The 15,727-nt window shown below is 73.2% G+C and carries 16 protein-coding genes; 7 read left to right on the top strand and 9 right to left on the bottom strand.

All coding sequences use genetic code 11. The features are described from left to right. The coding region (locus tag ACFFJG_RS08730; RefSeq protein WP_378518214.1) for an anthranilate synthase component I family protein at window positions 1-849 on the top strand (849 nt) is incomplete at its 5' end. A 69-nt stretch (window positions 850-918) separates the two neighbouring features. On the opposite strand, the gene ACFFJG_RS08725 is transcribed toward ACFFJG_RS08730, so the two are convergent. From ACFFJG_RS08725 to ACFFJG_RS08700, 6 genes are read right to left on the bottom strand one after another with little or no spacing between them, the layout of a single operon-like run. Beyond that, on the bottom strand, window positions 919-2,361 hold the full coding sequence (locus ACFFJG_RS08725) for a sensor histidine kinase (RefSeq protein WP_378518213.1): 1,443 nt from the start codon (window positions 2,359-2,361) through the stop codon (window positions 919-921). Next, on the bottom strand, window positions 2,358-3,053 hold the full coding sequence (locus tag ACFFJG_RS08720) for a response regulator transcription factor (protein WP_378518212.1): 696 nt from the start codon (window positions 3,051-3,053) through the stop codon (window positions 2,358-2,360). The genes ACFFJG_RS08725 and ACFFJG_RS08720 overlap by 4 nt, the downstream gene beginning before the upstream one ends. Window positions 3,054-3,093: 40 nt before the next feature. After that, entirely contained in the window at window positions 3,094-3,714 is a 621-nt protein-coding gene (locus ACFFJG_RS08715) for a UdgX family uracil-DNA binding protein (RefSeq protein ID WP_378518211.1), read from the bottom strand. Between the two features lie 51 nt (window positions 3,715-3,765). Next, the gene (locus ACFFJG_RS08710; protein WP_378518210.1) at window positions 3,766-4,629 is read right to left on the bottom strand and encodes a fructosamine kinase family protein; all 864 of its coding nucleotides are present in this window, start codon (window positions 4,627-4,629) and stop codon (window positions 3,766-3,768) included. After that, a complete protein-coding gene (locus ACFFJG_RS08705; RefSeq protein ID WP_378518209.1) occupies window positions 4,629-5,171 on the bottom strand; it encodes a low molecular weight protein-tyrosine-phosphatase in 543 nt (180 codons plus the stop codon). The genes ACFFJG_RS08710 and ACFFJG_RS08705 overlap by 1 nt, the downstream gene beginning before the upstream one ends. Then, window positions 5,135-5,524: a phage holin family protein gene (locus tag ACFFJG_RS08700; protein ID WP_378518208.1), complete on the bottom strand. Its 390-nt coding sequence runs from the start codon at window positions 5,522-5,524 to the stop codon at window positions 5,135-5,137. Before ACFFJG_RS08700 ends, ACFFJG_RS08705 begins: the two co-directional genes overlap by 37 nt. Window positions 5,525-5,655: 131 nt before the next feature. On the opposite strand from ACFFJG_RS08700, the gene ACFFJG_RS08695 reads away from it, so the two are divergent. Further along, the gene (locus ACFFJG_RS08695; RefSeq protein WP_378518207.1) at window positions 5,656-6,216 is read left to right on the top strand and encodes a VanZ family protein; all 561 of its coding nucleotides are present in this window, start codon (window positions 5,656-5,658) and stop codon (window positions 6,214-6,216) included. A 9-nt stretch (window positions 6,217-6,225) separates the two neighbouring features. Next, the gene (hisC, locus tag ACFFJG_RS08690; RefSeq protein ID WP_378518206.1) at window positions 6,226-7,299 is read left to right on the top strand and encodes a histidinol-phosphate transaminase; all 1,074 of its coding nucleotides are present in this window, start codon (window positions 6,226-6,228) and stop codon (window positions 7,297-7,299) included. Window positions 7,300-7,307: 8 nt separating this feature from the next. On the opposite strand, the gene ACFFJG_RS08685 is transcribed toward hisC, so the two are convergent. Together ACFFJG_RS08685 and ACFFJG_RS08680 are read right to left on the bottom strand one after the other, a co-directional pair. Then, window positions 7,308-8,624: an MFS transporter gene (locus tag ACFFJG_RS08685; RefSeq protein ID WP_378518205.1), complete on the bottom strand. Its 1,317-nt coding sequence runs from the start codon at window positions 8,622-8,624 to the stop codon at window positions 7,308-7,310. Beyond that, complete coding sequence (locus ACFFJG_RS08680; RefSeq protein ID WP_378518204.1) at window positions 8,621-9,181, bottom strand: ArsR/SmtB family transcription factor; 561 nt, start codon at window positions 9,179-9,181, stop codon at window positions 8,621-8,623. The genes ACFFJG_RS08685 and ACFFJG_RS08680 overlap by 4 nt, the downstream gene beginning before the upstream one ends. A gap of 167 nt (window positions 9,182-9,348) precedes the next feature. Between ACFFJG_RS08680 and ACFFJG_RS08675 the strand changes: the two genes are divergently transcribed. Then, window positions 9,349-10,338: a glutathione S-transferase family protein gene (locus ACFFJG_RS08675; RefSeq protein ID WP_378518203.1), complete on the top strand. Its 990-nt coding sequence runs from the start codon at window positions 9,349-9,351 to the stop codon at window positions 10,336-10,338. 205 nt (window positions 10,339-10,543) lie between these two features. Here ACFFJG_RS08675 and ACFFJG_RS08670 read toward each other — a convergent pair whose 3' ends face one another. Next, window positions 10,544-11,650 carry a family 43 glycosylhydrolase gene (locus ACFFJG_RS08670; protein ID WP_378518202.1) on the bottom strand — a complete coding sequence of 369 codons (1,107 nt, stop codon included), beginning with the start codon at window positions 11,648-11,650 and terminating at the stop codon, window positions 10,544-10,546. 221 nt (window positions 11,651-11,871) lie between these two features. Between ACFFJG_RS08670 and pdhA the strand changes: the two genes are divergently transcribed. The 3 genes from pdhA to ACFFJG_RS08655 all read left to right on the top strand — a co-directional run bounded on the left by pdhA (window position 11,872) and on the right by ACFFJG_RS08655 (window position 15,705). Then, window positions 11,872-13,044 (top strand): pyruvate dehydrogenase (acetyl-transferring) E1 component subunit alpha, encoded by a 1,173-nt coding sequence (gene pdhA, locus ACFFJG_RS08665; RefSeq protein ID WP_446686219.1) that lies wholly within the window; start codon window positions 11,872-11,874, stop codon window positions 13,042-13,044. Further along, on the top strand, window positions 13,044-14,030 hold the full coding sequence (locus ACFFJG_RS08660) for an alpha-ketoacid dehydrogenase subunit beta (protein ID WP_378518201.1): 987 nt from the start codon (window positions 13,044-13,046) through the stop codon (window positions 14,028-14,030). Before pdhA ends, ACFFJG_RS08660 begins: the two co-directional genes overlap by 1 nt. Before the next feature lie 70 nt (window positions 14,031-14,100). Further along, a complete protein-coding gene (locus tag ACFFJG_RS08655; protein ID WP_378518200.1) occupies window positions 14,101-15,705 on the top strand; it encodes a 2-oxo acid dehydrogenase subunit E2 in 1,605 nt (534 codons plus the stop codon). Window positions 15,706-15,727: the final 22 nt, after the last annotated feature.

The raw sequence follows: 15,727 nt of genomic DNA, 5'->3' as shown, positions 1-15,727 counted from the left end.
GACCCCGAGAACCCCGAGGAACCCACGAGAAGCCCAGTCCCCGCGGAGTACGCCGCCGCCTTCGCCCGCGTCCAGGAGCACCTGCGCGCCGGCAACTCCTACGAGGTCAACCTCACCCACCGCCAGTCCGTCGAGCACGACCTCGACCCGGTGACGGCGTACCTCCGCCTCCGCGAGCTCAACCCCGCCCCCTACAGCGGCTTCCTCCAGCACGACGTCGACGGCGCGCGGGCGTGGCTGCTGTCGAGCTCCCCGGAGCGGTACGCCCTCGTCACGCCAGACCGGCACCTCGAGACCAAGCCGATCAAGGGCACCACGCCGCGCGGCGCCACGCCCGAGGAGGACGAGGAGCACCGCGCCCGCCTCGCCTCCGACCCGAAGACCCGCGCCGAGAACCTGATGATCGTCGACCTGCTGCGCAACGACCTGTCGACGGTCTGCGAGGTCGGGTCGGTCGAGGTGCCGGCGCTGATGCAGGTGGAGTCCTACGAGTCGGTCCACCAGCTCGTCTCGACCGTGCGCGGTCGGCTGCGCGACGACGTCTCGACCGTCGCGGCGCTGCACGCGCTCTTCCCGGCCGGCTCGATGACCGGCGCGCCGAAGCTGCGCACCATGGAGATCATCGAGGAGGTCGAGGCCACCCCGCGCGGGGCGTACGCCGGTGCGTTCGGCTGGATCAGCGGCGACGGGCCCGCCGACCTCGGCGTCGTGATCCGCTCGCTGACCACCGACGGGAGCGGCACGTGGACCCTCGGCACCGGCGGCGGGATCACGGTGAAGTCGGACCTCGCCGAGGAGTGGGCCGAGGCCGGCTGGAAGGCCGAGCGGCTGCTGCAGGTCTTCGACTGACCCGGACGTCAGCACCGTACTTCGAGGTCGGAGCTGCCGCTTCGTACGCGAAGCTTCGGCCTCGAAGCGTCAGGTTCCCCGGATATCCGGGGATCTCGGGGGCGCCGCGGCCACCCCGGCGCCGGCAGCCGCGGCCTCGACGCCGGGCAGCCAGAGCCCGAAGCGGGCACCTCCGCCGGGGGCCTCGATGACGTCGACGCGGCCGCCGTGGCGGTCGACGACCTGGCGCACGATCGCCAGCCCGAGCCCCGAGCCGGGCATCGAGCGCGACTCGTCGGAGCGGTAGAAGCGCTCGAAGACGTGCGGGCGGTCGGCGACGGCGACGCCGGGGCCCTGGTCGTCGACGGTGAGCACGCCGTCCTCGAGGCGCACGGTCACGGTGCCCTCCGAGGGGCTCCACTTGGCGGCGTTGTCGAGCAGGTTGGTCACCGCGCGCTCCAGGCTGCCGGCGTCGCCGACCACCCGCCAGGGCTCGAGCCGGACGTCGAAGGCGATGCCCTGCGCGCGTCGGCGCACGCGGGTGACCGCGCGCTCCACGACCACGGCGAGGTCGATCTCGGACACCACGTGCGACACCGGCTCGTCGCGCGCGAGCTCGACGAGGTCGCCGACGAGCGCGCTGAGCTCCTCGATCTGGCCCCGCACGTCGTCGAGCAGCTCCATCCGGGCCTCGGCCGGCAGCGCGCTGTTGCCCTCGGCCTGGCGCAGCAGGTCGAGGTTGGTGCGCAACGAGGTCAGCGGCGTGCGCAGCTCGTGGCTGGCGTCGGCGACCAGCCGGCGCTGGCGGTCGCGGGAGGCACCGAGCGCGAGCAGCATCTGGTTGAACGCCGTCGCGAGGCGGGCCACCTCGTCGTCGCCCTCCACGCGCAGCGGCGTGAGGTCCTCGGTGACCGCGATCCGCTCGACGGCGGAGGTGAGGCGGCGTACGGGGCGCAGGCCGCTGCGGGCCACCAGCCAGCCGGCCAGCAGGGCGGCCAGCACGCCGAGCGCGCCGAACGTGAACAGCACCCCGCCGAGCTTCTCCAGCGTGCGGTCGTTGGCGACCAGCGGCTGCGCCAGGACCAGGGCCTCGCCCTGAGCCGCCCGCACGGTCGCCACGCGGTAGCGCTCGCCCTGCTCGGTCACGAGCGTCCGCACGACCGACTCGCGCCGGCCGGTCACGACGTCGTACTCCGGCTGCCCGAGGGTGAAGTCCGGGATGTCGGCCCCGGACATGCCGCGACCGTCGGCGGTGATGAAGATGATCCGGACGTCGGCGGCGCCCAGCACCCAGGGCGGCGCCCCCCGCACGGTCAGGTCGGAGAGGGTCGTGTTGGCCGTCGCCTTGTGGGCGCGGTCGAGCAGCGACTGGTCGAGCGAGCTCATCAGCTGCTGGCGCATCACCACGAAGGCGGTCAGCGCCATCACCGCGATCGACAGCCCGAGCGCCATCGTGGTGAGCACCGCGACCCGGGAGGCCAGCGAGCGCCGGTAGTGCCACCGCCCGTCGGGCCACGGCGAGGTCGACCTCATGATTCCTTCAGCACGTAGCCGACGCCGCGCACGGTCTGGATCAGGCGCGGCTCGCCCTCCGCCTCCGTCTTGCGGCGGAGGTAGCCGACGTAGACCTCCAGCGAGTTCGCCGAGGTCGGGAAGTCGTAGCCCCAGACCTCCTCGAGGATGAACGAGCGGTCCAGCACCCGGCGCGGGCGGCGCAGGAACATCTCCAGCAGCGTGAACTCGGTGCGGGTCAGCTCGATCGGCCGCCCGCCGCGGGAGACGTCGCGGCTGGCCACGTCCATGGTGAGGTCGGCGAAGGTGAGCACCTCGCCCTCCTCGCCGTCGTCGGGCACGACGCGGCGCAGCAGCGCGCGGATCCGCGCCAGCAGCTCCTCGAGCGCGAACGGCTTGGTGAGGTAGTCGTCCGCGCCGGCGTCGAGGCCCTCGACGCGGTCACCGACGGCGTCGCGCGCGGTCAGCACCAGGACCGGTACGTCGTTGCCCGACGCGCGCAGCGCCCGCGTGGTCTCGATGCCGTCCAGGCGCGGCATCATCACGTCGATGACCACCACGTCGGGGTGCTGCACCCCGAGCGTCACCAGCGCCTCGGCGCCGTCGGCGGCCAGGACGACCTCGTAGCCGTTGAACTCCAGCGAGCGCCGCAGCGAGTCGCGGACCGCCCGGTCGTCGTCGACGACGAGCACGCGGGGCTTCGAGTCGGTCACGCGCCAAGGATGCCACCGGGTCCTGAGTGCCGGCTGAGGATCAGCCGCGCCGGCCGAAGGGCGCGGCGAGCCGCAGGTCGGAGACGAGCGCGCCGAACGCCTCGTCGTAGCCGGCGTCGCCGCGCAGGCGCAGCACGGCGGAGGGGTGGGCCGTCACCAGGACGGGCACCGCGGCCTCGTCGAGGACCCGGCCGCGCACCTCGCCGATCTTCACCGGACGTCCCAGCACCGACCTGGCCGCGGTCGCCCCCAGGGCGACCACAGCCGCCGGCGACACGGCCTCGAGCTCGGCACCGAGCCACGGCCGGCACGCGGTGACGTGGCCGACCCCCGGCGTCTTGTGGATCCGGCGGCTGCCGCGACGCTCGAAGCGGAAGTGCTTCACCGCGTTGGTGAGGTACGCCGCCGCGCGGTCGATCCCGGCCGCGACCAGCGCCTCGTCGAGCAGTCGCCCGGCCGGTCCGACGAACGGCTCCCCGGACCGGTCCTCCTGGTCGCCGGGCTGCTCGCCGACCAGCACGAGGCGGGCCGAGCGCTCGCCGGAGGAGAACACGACCTGGGTGGCCGGCTCCCACAGCTCGCAGCCGCGGCAGGCGTGCGCCGCCGACTCGAGGTCGCCGAGGTCGCGCGAGTCAGGGACCCACTCCGAGGCATCGCTCACCACCCCAGCCTGCGCTCCCGGGTGCCCCGGCGGACCAGCCTGTCGGGTGGGTCAGGCGTAGCGCGAGGCGACCGAGCCGGCGCGGGCGCCGTAGCCGCCCCCGAACATGCAGGCGTGCACGAGCAGCGGGAAGAGCTGGTGGACGCCGAGGCGGTCCTCCCAGTCGTCGGCCAGGGGGTGGACCTCGGAGTAGGCGGCCACCACCCGCGGCAGGTGGGTCAGGCCGAAGAGGTGGAGCATCGCCAGGTCGACCTCGCGGTGGCCTCCGTAGGCCGCGGGGTCGATGACGTGGATGCGCTGGTCCTGGCCCCAGAGGCAGTTGCCGTTCCAGAGGTCGCCGTGCAGCCGGGCCGGCGCCTCGTCGGGCAGCAGGTCGCCCAGCCGGCCGACGACGGCCTCGACGGAGGCGGCGTCGGCATCGGTGATCGCCCCGCGGTCGCGCGCGAGCTTGAGGTAGGGCAGGACGCGGCGCACGGCGTAGAACTCCGCCCACGAGCCGGCCGTGCGGTTGGGCATCGGCAGCCGGCCGATGAAGCCGTCGTGGTCGAGCCCCCACCCGTCGGCGCCCGCCGCGTGCGTGGTGGCGAGCTGGTGGCCGAAGGCGACCGCGGCCTCGACGGGGGTCTTCGAGCCCGGCTCGACCCACGCCAGGATGACGCAGTCGCTCGCGGCGGCGAGCACCTCGGGCACCGGCACCCCGCCCTCGATGCCGGAGAGCCACCGCAGGCCGTGGGCCTCGGCCTCGAAGAACCCCTCGGGCGCGTGCGGCAGCGTCTTCATCAGCGCGGTCTGGCCGCTGGAGAGCCGCAGCCGGGTCGCGGTGGCGATGTCTCCGCCGGCGACCGGTGCGGTCGCGACGACGGCCGCTCCGAGGAGCTCCTCGGCGCGGCGGGCCGCCAGCGGCTGGCGAGCCATCAGGCGGGGTCCCCGAGCGCGTCGGCGAGCTCGGCCGCGATCGCGTCGCTCGTGCGCTCGACCATCGCCAGCACCTCCTCGAAGCCGTCGTCACCACCGTAGTACGGGTCCGGGACCTCGCCACCCGGATCCTCCGGATCGTGGTCGCGGAACATCTGGACCCGCTCGGAGCGCCCGCCCACGTCGGCGAGGTTGGTCTCGTCCATCACCAGCACGACGTCGTACGCGTCGGGCCACGCAGCGTCGTACTGCCGGGCGCGGTGCCGGCTCGGGTCGTAGCCCGCGGCCGACAGGGTCGCGGCGGCACGGCGGTCCATCGGGTCGCCGACGTGCCAGCCGCCGGTGCCGGCCGAGACCACCTCGACGCGGTCGTCGAGGCCGGCGTCGGCCAGCCGGCTCTCTAGGACGACGTGCGCCATCGGCGAGCGGCAGATGTTGCCCAGGCACACCACCGCGACCCGGTAGCGGCCGGGCGTGCGCGGCTCGGGCAGCCGGTGCACGGGCGTCAGTCCCGGGCGGGCAGCGCCGTCCGGACGCCCCAACCCACGACGGTGATGACGAGCGAGCCCACGAGGGCGTTCCAGAAGCCGTCGACGGTGAAGCCGATGTCGAAGGCGTCGGCCAGGCGGGCGGTGAGCAGCAGCATCAGCGCGTTGATCACCAGCAGCAGGAAGCCGAGCGTGAGGATGATGAACGGCAGCGAGAGCACCTTGATCACCGGCTCGATGAAGGTCGAGACGAGGCCGAGGATGAAGGCCACGACCAGCACCGGGACGATCTTGTCCTGGAGCTCGGCCTGCCCGTTCCTCGCGCCCTCGAACGAGATCCCGTCGAGCAGCCAGGCGGCCACGGCCAGCCCGGCGGCGTAGGTCAGCAACCACGTCACGAAGCGCATGTCACGACACTAGCCGGGACCGACGCGGTCGGGCCCGGCGTGGGTCGGGCGGTCGAGCGAGCTCGCGACCGAGCCTGCGAGGGCGCGTCGGCGCGTCGAGGCCCGCGGACAGGCCGACTACCCTCGCCCGCGTGGTGACGATCGGCGGCACGGGCGTGATGGTGCTCGGCGCCCTCGTCGCCGCCGTCGTCGCGGCGCTGCTCGCGCTGCTGCTGCGTCGCCGCACCGGCACGCCCACCGCGGTCGCGGTGGCCGGGCTGCTGTGGTCGGTGGTCGCGATCGCGCTGGTCACGCTCGTGCCGACCCGCCCCGACACGGGGTTCGTGCCGGCCGAGACCCGCAGCACCTCCTGCTCGTGGGACTACGGCGGCCCGTCCGGCACCACGTTCGAGGTCCTCGGCCTCGACCAGCGCACCCTCAACGTCCTGCTGTTCGTGCCGGCGGGCCTGTTCCTGGTGCTGGCGGTCGGGCGCTGGTGGGCCGGGCTGGTGCTGGCGCCGCTCGGTCTCCTGCTCCTGGCGGCCTACAGCCTCGGCATCGAGTTCGTGCAGCTCCAGGTCGCCCGCATCGACCGCGCGTGCGACGTCACCGACATGGTGGACAACGTCCTCGGTGCCGGGATCGGCTTCGTGCTGGGCCTCGTGCTGCTGCCGCTGGTGAGGCCGTGGCGGGGCCGTCGGACCGCTCACTAGGGTTCGGACATGACCACGAGTCCCCAGCCCCGGCCCAACGTGCTCGCCATCCCTGCGTACGTCGCCGGCAAGCCGCCCGTCGCCCGCCCGGGGCTGACGTCGTACAAGCTCTCCTCCAACGAGAACCCCTACCCGCCGCTGCCGGGAGTCCTCGAGGCCGCCACCGAGGCGGCGGCGCAGATGAACCGCTACCCCGACATGGGCAGCACCGCCCTCTACGCCGCCCTCGGCGAGGCGATGGGCGTGCCTGTGGAGCACCTCGCCGCGGCCACCGGGTCGGTCGGGCTGATCTACCAGCTCGTCAACGCCTTCTGCGAGCCCGGCGACGAGGTCGTCTACGCCTGGCGCTCCTTCGAGGCCTACCCGATCGCGGTCACCGCGGGCGGCGCCGCGAGCGTGCAGGTGCCGCTGCGCGCCGACGGACACCACGACCTCGACGCGATGGCGGCCGCGGTCACCGACCGCACCAAGGTCGTCATCGTCTGCACCCCCAACAACCCCACCGGCCCGGCGGTCACCCAGGCCGAGCTCGACGCGTTCATCGCGAACGTGCCCTCCCACGTGGTCGTCGTGGTCGACGAGGCCTACCTCGAGTTCGTCCGGATGGACGACGCCGTCGACGGCATCGCGACCTACCAGCGCCACGACAACGTCGTGCTCACCCGCACCTTCTCCAAGGCCTACGGCCTGGCTGGGTTCCGCGTCGGGTACGCCGTCGCCCCCGCGCCGCTCGCTGCCGCGTTGCGGGCGGTGTCGCTGCCGTTCGGCGTCAGCCACGTCGCCCAGGCCGCCGCCATCGCCTCGCTGGAAGCGACCGACGAGCTCTTCGCCCGCGTCGAGGACCTCGTGGAGCGGCGCGCCAACCTCGTCGCCCGGCTGCGCGAGGTGGGCTGGGAGCTGCCCGACGCCCAGGGCAACTTCGTCTGGTTCCCGCTGGGCGAGCGCGCCCTCGACTTCGCGGCCGCGTGCGGCGAGGTGGGCATCTCGGTGCGCCCCTTCGCCGGCGACGGGGTGCGGGTCAGCATCGGCGAGTCCGAGGCCTTCGACCGCGTGGTCGAGGTGGCCGCCCGCTTCGCGCCCTGAGCCCCTCGTCAGCGATCCCCGGCCGGCCGGGGATCGCTGAGGTGGTCGGCCTCTGCAAAGGCCGACAACGTCGGTGACGGGCCGACAACCCCCGGCGCCCCGGCCACCGGTGCCCGGTCCATCGCCCGGAACGACGGCACCCGCGCCGGGGCCATCGTGGTGACGAGGTAGACCGCGCCGGCGACGAGCAGGGCCGGGGAGACCCCGAGCCCGGCGACCGCGAGGCCGCCCAGCACCCCGCCCAGCGGCATCAGCGACCAGCAGATCGCGGTGTTGAGCGACGACACCCGCCCCATGAGGGACGCCGGGATCCGCTCCAGGATCACCGCGCCGAGGATCGGGTTGAGGAAGCCGGAGGCGACGCCGGCGACAGCGGTCACCAGCAGCACCGCCCACACCGGCGACTCCAGCGCCATCACCACGAAGCGCGGTGCGCCCGCGACGAGGAAGGCCAGGACGTACGTCCGGAAGCGCGGCAGCCGCTCGCCCCAGCGGGCCGCGACCAGCGCACCGACGACCGACGCGCCGCTCATCACCGCGAAGAGCGTGCCGAGCACCGCGACGCCCGCCCCCGACTCCTTGGCCCACACCGGGGCGAGCACGCCGGTCCACGCCTGGTCGACGAGGTTGGTCACGGCGACCATGAGGCAGATCGCGACGAGCACCGGCTCGGTGCGCAGGAAGTCCCAGCCCTGCCGCAGCTCGGTGACGTACGACGTCGGGTGGGCGTCGGCCTCGGGCGCGACGGGCCGGCCGAGGCCGGTGGTGGCGAGGCCGAACACCACGAACGAGACGAGGAACGACGCGGCGTCGACGTAGAGCGCGTCGGCCGCACCGACCGTGGCCACGAGCACGCCGGCCGCCGCGGCCCCCGCCATCGTCGACGTGCGCTCGACCGCCGAGGCGAGCCCGGTCACCCGCTCGAGCGAGAAGCCTCCGACCCGCGCGATCTCCGGGCTCATCGCGGACTTGCCGGCGTCGCCGGGGCCGCGCAGCGCGCCGGCCACCGCGACCAGCACGAGCAGCAGCGGGAAGGTCAGCATCCCGAGCTGGTGCAGCAGGGGGACGGCGGCCACCACGAACGCCGACAGCAGGTCGCAGACCAGCGTCACGCGCCGCGGACCGACGCGGTCGAGCAGCGGGCCCCCGAGCGCCTTGAGGAGCACCAGCGGCGTGATCTCCGCCGCCGCCACGAGGCCGGTCTGGGTCGCCGAGCCGGTCGTCGAGAGCACGAACCACGGGATCGCGATCATCGACACCCGGGTGCCGACGAAGGAGACGCCCTCCGCGACCAGCGCGCCGACGAGGGGGGAGCGGCGGGTCACTGCTCGTCCCACGGCAGGCCGGGGCGGACGAACGCGTTGACGTTGACCGAGAAGGGCCTGGCGTCGGGGTCGTCGGACGCGTCGGTCTCCTCCACCATCGCCGTCAACCGGCCCACGAGCGCGTCGGCCTGGGCGGCGGTGAGCCGCACCTCCCAGTCGCTCAGGGTGCCGACAGTGCGCCACTCCCGGGGCAGGAACGGCAGCTCGGCCACCGCGGCGCGCATCCGGTCGGCGTAGAGCTGGGCCACCGTCGCGAGGTACGCCGCGAGCTGCTCGCCGCCGATCTCCCGGTCGCCGACGTCGGTGCGGGTCGCCTCGTGGGAGGCGCGCCACCAGCGGTCGCGGCCGTTGCCGCGCTCGGCGTCCTCCTCGATGAAGCCGTGCTGGGCGAGCTGGCGCAGGTGGTAGGACGTCGCGCCGGTGTTGAGGTCGAGCCGGGCGGCCAGCGTCGTGGCGGTGGCCGGGCCCTCGGTCCGCAGCAGGCCGAGCATCCGCAGGCGTACGGGGTGGCTCAGCGCGCGGAGGCCGGCGATGTCGGGGGAGATGGAGGACGGCACCGGTTGAGCGTAGGACTGCAAAGCGTCATTTGCAAACACTTCTTTGTGGTTTCGCGGTAGTCCAGTGGCAAACCGTTGCCAGCGGGCCGCCGCCGCGACGTCCTGCCACTGGACTACCCCGCCCTGCTGAAGGTGGCGAGGCCGGCCGACGGGCGTAAGGTTGAACCGTGAACGACACCGCGACCTACACGAAGAAGGGCGAACCCTTCGAGCGCGACATGTCCTACATCCCCGACCGGGTGCTGGCCGGGGAGCGCTCCGCGGACCCGCTGGACGAGCAGTTCCCCAGCGGCTCGAAGGACAGCCCGCGCGACGTGCAGGTGTGGAAGGCCGAGCCCGGCCGCTACCGCCTCGTCGCGGCGCGCGCCTGCCCGTGGGCGCACCGCTCCATCATCGTGCGGCGCCTGCTCGGCCTCGAGGACGTCATCTCCTGGGGCGCCCCCGGCCCGACGCACGACGCCCGCAGCTGGACGTTCGACCTCGACCCCGACGGCCGCGACCCGGTGCTGGGCATCGAGCGCCTCCAGGAGGCGTACTTCGCCCGTCAGCCCGACTACCCGCGAGGCATCACCGTCCCCGCGATCGTCGAGGTCGAGTCAGGCAAGGTCGTCACCAACGACTTCCCGCAGATCACCCACGACCTGTTCTTCGAGTGGCGCGACCACCACCGCCCCGACGCCCCCGACCTGTGGCCGGCCGATCTCCGCGAGGAGATGGAGCAGGTCATGAAGCGCGTCTTCACCGAGGTCAACAACGGCGTCTACCGCTGCGGCTTCGCCGGGTCGCAGGAGGCCTACGAGGACGCCTACGACCGCCTCTGGACCGCGATGGACTGGCTCGAGGAGCGCCTCGCCGACCGCCGCTTCCTGATGGGCGAGGCGATCACCGAGGCCGACGTACGCCTTTTCACCACGCTCGTGCGCTTCGACGCGGTCTACCACGGTCACTTCAAGTGCAACCGCAACAAGCTCACCGAGATGCCGAACCTCTGGGGCTACGCCCGCGACCTCTACCAGACCCCCGGCTTCGCCGACGAGGTCGACTTCGACCAGATCAAGCAGCACTACTACGTCGTCCACACCGACATCAACCCGACCCAGATCGTCCCCGTCGGCCCCGACGCCGCGGTCTGGGACACGCCCCACGGGCGGGGTTGAGCGGACACAGGTCCGCTCGAGCGGACCCATGGCCGCTCGACGTCCGTCGTGGTCGCTTGTCGCCCGGCATGCCGTGACTCGAGCGGAGATAAGTACGCTCGACTACCGCCGTCGACGCTGGACGCACGCTGTTGACGCTAGACGCACGCCGTTGACGCTAGACGCACGCTATGGCGTGCGTCAGGCGGAGATGTCTCCGCTCGAGTCACCCCGCGCCCGGCGGCACCCACGCCGGCCCCTGGGCGAACCGCCCCAGCACCGGGCCGTCGGCGGTCCAGCGGAGGCTGGCGAGGTAGAGCACCCGGCGCCCGCGGAGCAGCGGGTCGGCGTGCGAGGAGTACGTCGACTCGCACGGCGCGTTGACGCCGTCGCAGACCCAGCCGTGGACGAAGAGGCGGTCGGGCGTGCCGGGCACGTGGTCGGCGCCGCCGGGTCCGCAGATGCCGGTGCCGGCGCGGTCGAGCAGCACGTGCTCCGGTGCGGAGTCCCACCCGCGGCGCACCGACGCCGATCGGCGCCACACGGTGCGGTAGCCGCAGCCGCCGTAGTCGCCGCGGCTCGCCAGCAGGTGGTGCGACCCGCGCGCGTCGACCATCTCGGGGTTCTCCAGCACGCCCGGGTCGCGCAGCAGCTCGCGGCTGGGCCCGGCCGCGCGCAGCCCGCTGCGGGTCAGCCGCACCATCCGGATCGACGAAGGCGTGCCCTGCGTGCGGTAGAGCAGGAACCGGCGCCCGTCCGGTGCGACGTACGACGACGGGTCGATCACGCCGCGCCGGGGCAGCCCGGCCGGGGGGCCGACCACGTCGCTCGCCGACGACGTCGCCGCCCCGGCCGGGCAGGCCAGCGGCTGGGTGTGCAGCGGGGTGAACGGGGTCGCGAGGTCGGGTGAGGTGGCGACGCCGATGCAGCGGTCGTCGGCGCGGGGCAGGCCGGCGACCGGCACGGAGTAGTACGCCAGCCAGGTGCCGTCGTCGGCGCGCACCACCTCCGGCGCCCAGACGTCGCCGTTGCGCGCCCACGCGGGCCTCGCGTCGAGCAGCGGGGCACCGGGCACCCAGCCGCCGTACTCCTGGGCGCTCGTGCTGGTGGCACCGCGCCAGCCGGTGCCGGCGGCGAACCACCGCGCGCCGTCGTGCACGACGGCGGGGTCGGCCAGCGGCTGCTCCCAGAACAGGGGTCGCGGCGGGAAGGCCACCACCGCGGACGCCGAGGTCGTCGCGGGCGCGGGGGACCCGGCCACCAGCAGCGCGGCGCCGGCGAGCAGCGCGGCACCGAGGCGGCCCACGCGTCGTGGTGCGGTCGCGAGCGGCACGCCACCCCCCGTGGTCGGTCGTTGCTGGTCGGCCAAGGCTACGGGCCCGCAGGGCCGCGGCGGGTGAGGCTCGAAGGGATGCCCGGATTGGTGCTGGCAGACGCCGCCGGATACGTTGTGCCCACCATGTGGTCGGGGTCACACACGCCGACGACCACGCTGTACTAGCCGTCGGCGTCCGGCGATCCCGCGACCGCCGCTAGCTGTTGAAGGAGAGTGCGTTGTCCGACCCTGCCTCCCCCCGGAGCGACACCTTCGGCCCCGATCTCGCGGAGGTCTTCGGACCCTCGCAGTCCGACGGTGGCCCCGAGCTCGTCCAGCTGCTCACGCCCGAGGGCGAGCGTGTCCACCACCCCGAGTTCGACCACGACTTCTCCGCCGAGGAGCTGCGCGGGCTCTACCGCGACATGGTCCTGACCCGGCGCATCGACGTCGAGGCGACCGCCCTCCAGCGCCACGGCGAGCTCGGCATCTGGGCCCAGCTGCTCGGCCAGGAGGCCGCGCAGATCGGCGCCGGCCGCGCGCTGCGCCCCCAGGACTACGTCTTCCCGACCTACCGCGAGCACGGCGTGGCCTACTGCAAGGGCGTCGACCCGCTGCGGCTGCTCGGGCTGTTCCGCGGCGTCGACCAGGGCGGCTGGGACCCCAACGAGAACAACTTCGGGCTCTACACGATCGTCATCGGCGCGCAGACCCTCCACGCCACCGGCTACGCCATGGGCATGCAGCGCGACGGCGTCGTCGGCACCGGCGACCCCGAGCGCGACGCGGCCGTGATCGCCCACTTCGGCGACGGCGCGTCCTCGCAGGGCGACGTCAACGAGGCGTTCATCTTCGCCGCCTCCTACAACGCCCCGGTCGTGTTCTTCTGCCAGAACAACCAGTGGGCGATCTCCGAGCCGATCGAGCGTCAGACCCGCATCCCGCTCTACCAGCGCGCGCTGGGCTTCGGCTTCCCGGGCATCCGCGTCGACGGCAACGACGTCCTCGCGACCTACGCCGTCACCCAGGCGGCGCTGCAGCGCGCCCGCGACGGCCAGGGCCCCACGCTGGTGGAGGCCTACACCTACCGCATGGGTGCCCACACCACGACCGACGACCCCACGCGCTACCGCCTCAACGACGAGCTCGAGCACTGGAAGCTCAAGGACCCGATCGAGCGGCTCAAGGTCTACCTCCGCCGCAACGGCCTGGTCGACCAGGAGTTCTTCGACGACCTCGACGCCGAGGCCAAGGAGATGGGCCACCACCTCCGCGAGGGCTGCAAGGCCCTGCCCGACCCCAAGCCGCTCGACCAGTTCGGCTACGTCTTCAGCGAGATGACCGACGAGATCGCCGCCCAGCGCGACGAGTTCGCCGCCTACCTCGCCTCGTTCGAGGGGAGCCACTCCTGATGAGCACCACCCAGAAGATCACCCTCGCCAAGGGCCTCAACATGGGCCTGCGCAAGGCGATGGAGGCCGACGACAAGGTCCTGCTCATGGGCGAGGACGTCGGCAAGCTCGGCGGCGTCTTCCGCATCACCGACGGCCTGCAGAAGGACTTCGGCGAGGACCGCGTCATCGACAGCCCGCTCGCGGAGTCCGGCATCGTCGGCACCGCGGTCGGCATGGCGCTGCGCGGCTACCGCCCGGTCATCGAGATCCAGTTCGACGGCTTCGTCTACCCCGCCTACGACCAGATCGTGTGCCAGGTCGCGAAGTACACCTACCGCTCGCAGGGCAAGGTGAAGATGCCGATCGTCATCCGCATCCCCTTCGGCGGTGGCATCGGCGCGGTCGAGCACCACTCCGAGAGCCCGGAGGCGCAGTTCGCGCACACCCCCGGCCTCAAGGTCGTCGCCTGCTCCAACCCCGTCGACGGCTACTGGATGATCCAGCAGGCCATCGCCCACGACGACCCGGTGATCTTCCTCGAGCCGAAGCGGCAGTACCACGCCGACAAGGCCGAGCTCGACGAGTCCGCGACCCCCGAGCCGCTGTTCACCTCGCGCGTGGTCCGCGCCGGCACCGACGCCACCGTGCTGGCCTACGGCCCGACGGTGAAGACCGCGCTCAAGGCCGCCGAGGCGGCCGAGACCGAGGGCCGCAACCTCGAGGTCATCGACCTGCGCACCCTGTCCCCGCTCGACATGCGCCCGGTCTTCGAGTCCGTACGCCGCACCGGCCGCTGCGTGATCACCCACGAGGCGCACGTCAACCTCGGCATGGGTGCGGAGGTCGCCGCCCGCGTCACCGAGGAGTGCTTCTACTCGCTCGAGGCCCCGGTCCTGCGCGTCGGCGCGTTCGACATGCCCTACCCGCCGTCGCGGATCGAGGAGGAGTACCTCCCCGACCTCGACCGCGTGCTGGACGCCGTCGACCGCACCTTCGCCTTCTGACCACCTGCCGCTCGGTGGTCGAGGTGCGAGCGCAGCGAGCCTCGAGACCACTGGCTCCGAAAGGATCCTGATGTCTGAATTCCTTCTTCCCGACGTCGGCGAGGGCCTCACCGAGGCCGAGATCGTGGCCTGGAAGGTCAAGGTCGGCGACACCGTCGAGATCAACGACGTGATCGTCGAGATCGAGACCGCCAAGTCGCTCGTCGAGCTGCCCTCGCCGTTCGAGGGCACCGTGCTGGCCCTGCTCGTGCCCGAGGGCGAGACCGTCCCCGTCGGGACGCCGATCATCGCGATCGGCGCCCCCGGCGAGGAGCCGGCCCCGTCGGCCGGCACCCCGTTGGCCGAGCAGACCGAGTCCGACCCCTACCTCGGCATGGCCCAGAAGGCCGGCGCCGCCCAGAGCGGGCACTCCGCCGCGCCGCAGGTCGACCCGGCCGACATCGACCTGTCCAACCCGGCGGCGTCCGGCTCGATGGAGGGCGCGTCCCTCGTCGGCCGGATCAAGGCCGAGCGCGGCCCGATGCGCCGCGCCCGCCGCGGCTCGGCTTCGCCGAGCACCGAGGCCGGCGCACAGACCCAGATGCAGGTGCAGGGCGCCTTCGCCCCGGGTGGTGCGCAGTCCGACGAGGTGATGCCGGCCGACGAGTCGCCGGTGCCCGCCACCGACCAGCGCGCGGCGCTCACCGCCCCGGCCGAGGCCCTGGTGCCGCCGGCCGTGCAGGAGCCCGGTGCCGTACGTGCCCTGGCGAAGCCGCCGGTGCGCAAGCTGGCCAAGGACCTCGGGGTCGACCTGACGTCGCTCACCGGCTCGGGCCCGTCGGGCTCGATCACCCGCGACGACGTGCAGTCGGCCGCCGGCGGCTCGGGCGCGCCGTCGCGCGAGACGGGTGCCGCGGCCGCGTCGGCCACGCCCGGTGCGTCCTACGGCGGCTCGTCGCAGCGTGGCCTGACCGCCTCGCGCCACGCCGGCGAGCGGGAGATCCGCGAGCCGATCAAGGGCGTGCGCAAGATGATGGCGACGGCGATGAGCCAGTCGGCGTTCACCAGCCCGCACGTCACGGAGTGGATCACCGTCGACGTCACCGCGACGATGCAGCTCGTCGAGCGGCTCAAGGCGCGCCGCGACCTCAAGGACGTCCGGGTCAGCCCGCTGCTCGTGCTCTCGCGCGCGGTGCTGATGGCGATGAAGCGGACCCCGGAGATCAACTCGTTCTGGGACGAGGCCGCGCAGGAGGTCGTCTACAAGCACTACGTCAACCTCGGCATCGCGGCCGCCACGCCGCGCGGCCTGGTGGTGCCCAACGTCAAGGACGCCGACGCGCTGTCGATGGTCGAGCTGGCCGGTGCGCTGGCCGAGCTCACCGCCACCGCCCGCGAGGGCAGGACGCAGCCGGCCGAGATGTCGGGTGGCACCTTCACGATCACCAACGTCGGCGTCTTCGGCGTCGACGCCGGCACCCCGATCATCAACCCGGGCGAGTCCGCGATCCTGTGCTTCGGCGCGATCAACAAGCGGCCCTGGGTCGACGAGGCCACCGGCGAGATCGTGGTGCGCGACGTGACCACGCTGGCGCTGTCGTTCGACCACCGCCACATCGACGGCGAGAAGGGCTCGCGCTTCCTCGCCGATGTCGCCGGGATCCTGCAGGACCCCGGCACCGCGCTGCTCTTCTGACCCGTCACCCGTCCCCTTCATG

Origin of the sequence: Nocardioides zeicaulis (genome assembly GCF_042432345.1) — a bacterium.
GTDB lineage: Bacteria > Actinomycetota > Actinomycetes > Propionibacteriales > Nocardioidaceae > Nocardioides > Nocardioides zeicaulis.
Note: the sequence above shows the minus strand (reverse complement) of the source record. Positions and strands in the feature narration are given on the sequence as shown.

Bases quoted from the DNA above. Each gene is read 5' to 3' on its own strand.
- ACFFJG_RS08660 (WP_378518201.1), top strand. From the start codon at position 13,044: ATGAGCACCACCCAGAAGATCACCCTCGCCAAGGGCCTCAACATGGGC.
- ACFFJG_RS08710 (WP_378518210.1), bottom strand. From the start codon at position 4,629: ATGGCTCGCCAGCCGCTGGCGGCCCGCCGCGCCGAGGAGCTCCTCGGA.
- ACFFJG_RS08725 (WP_378518213.1), bottom strand. From the start codon at position 2,361: ATGAGGTCGACCTCGCCGTGGCCCGACGGGCGGTGGCACTACCGGCGC.
- ACFFJG_RS08700 (WP_378518208.1), bottom strand. From the start codon at position 5,524: ATGCGCTTCGTGACGTGGTTGCTGACCTACGCCGCCGGGCTGGCCGTG.
- hisC (WP_378518206.1), top strand. From the start codon at position 6,226: ATGACCACGAGTCCCCAGCCCCGGCCCAACGTGCTCGCCATCCCTGCG.
- ACFFJG_RS08655 (WP_378518200.1), top strand. From the start codon at position 14,101: ATGTCTGAATTCCTTCTTCCCGACGTCGGCGAGGGCCTCACCGAGGCC.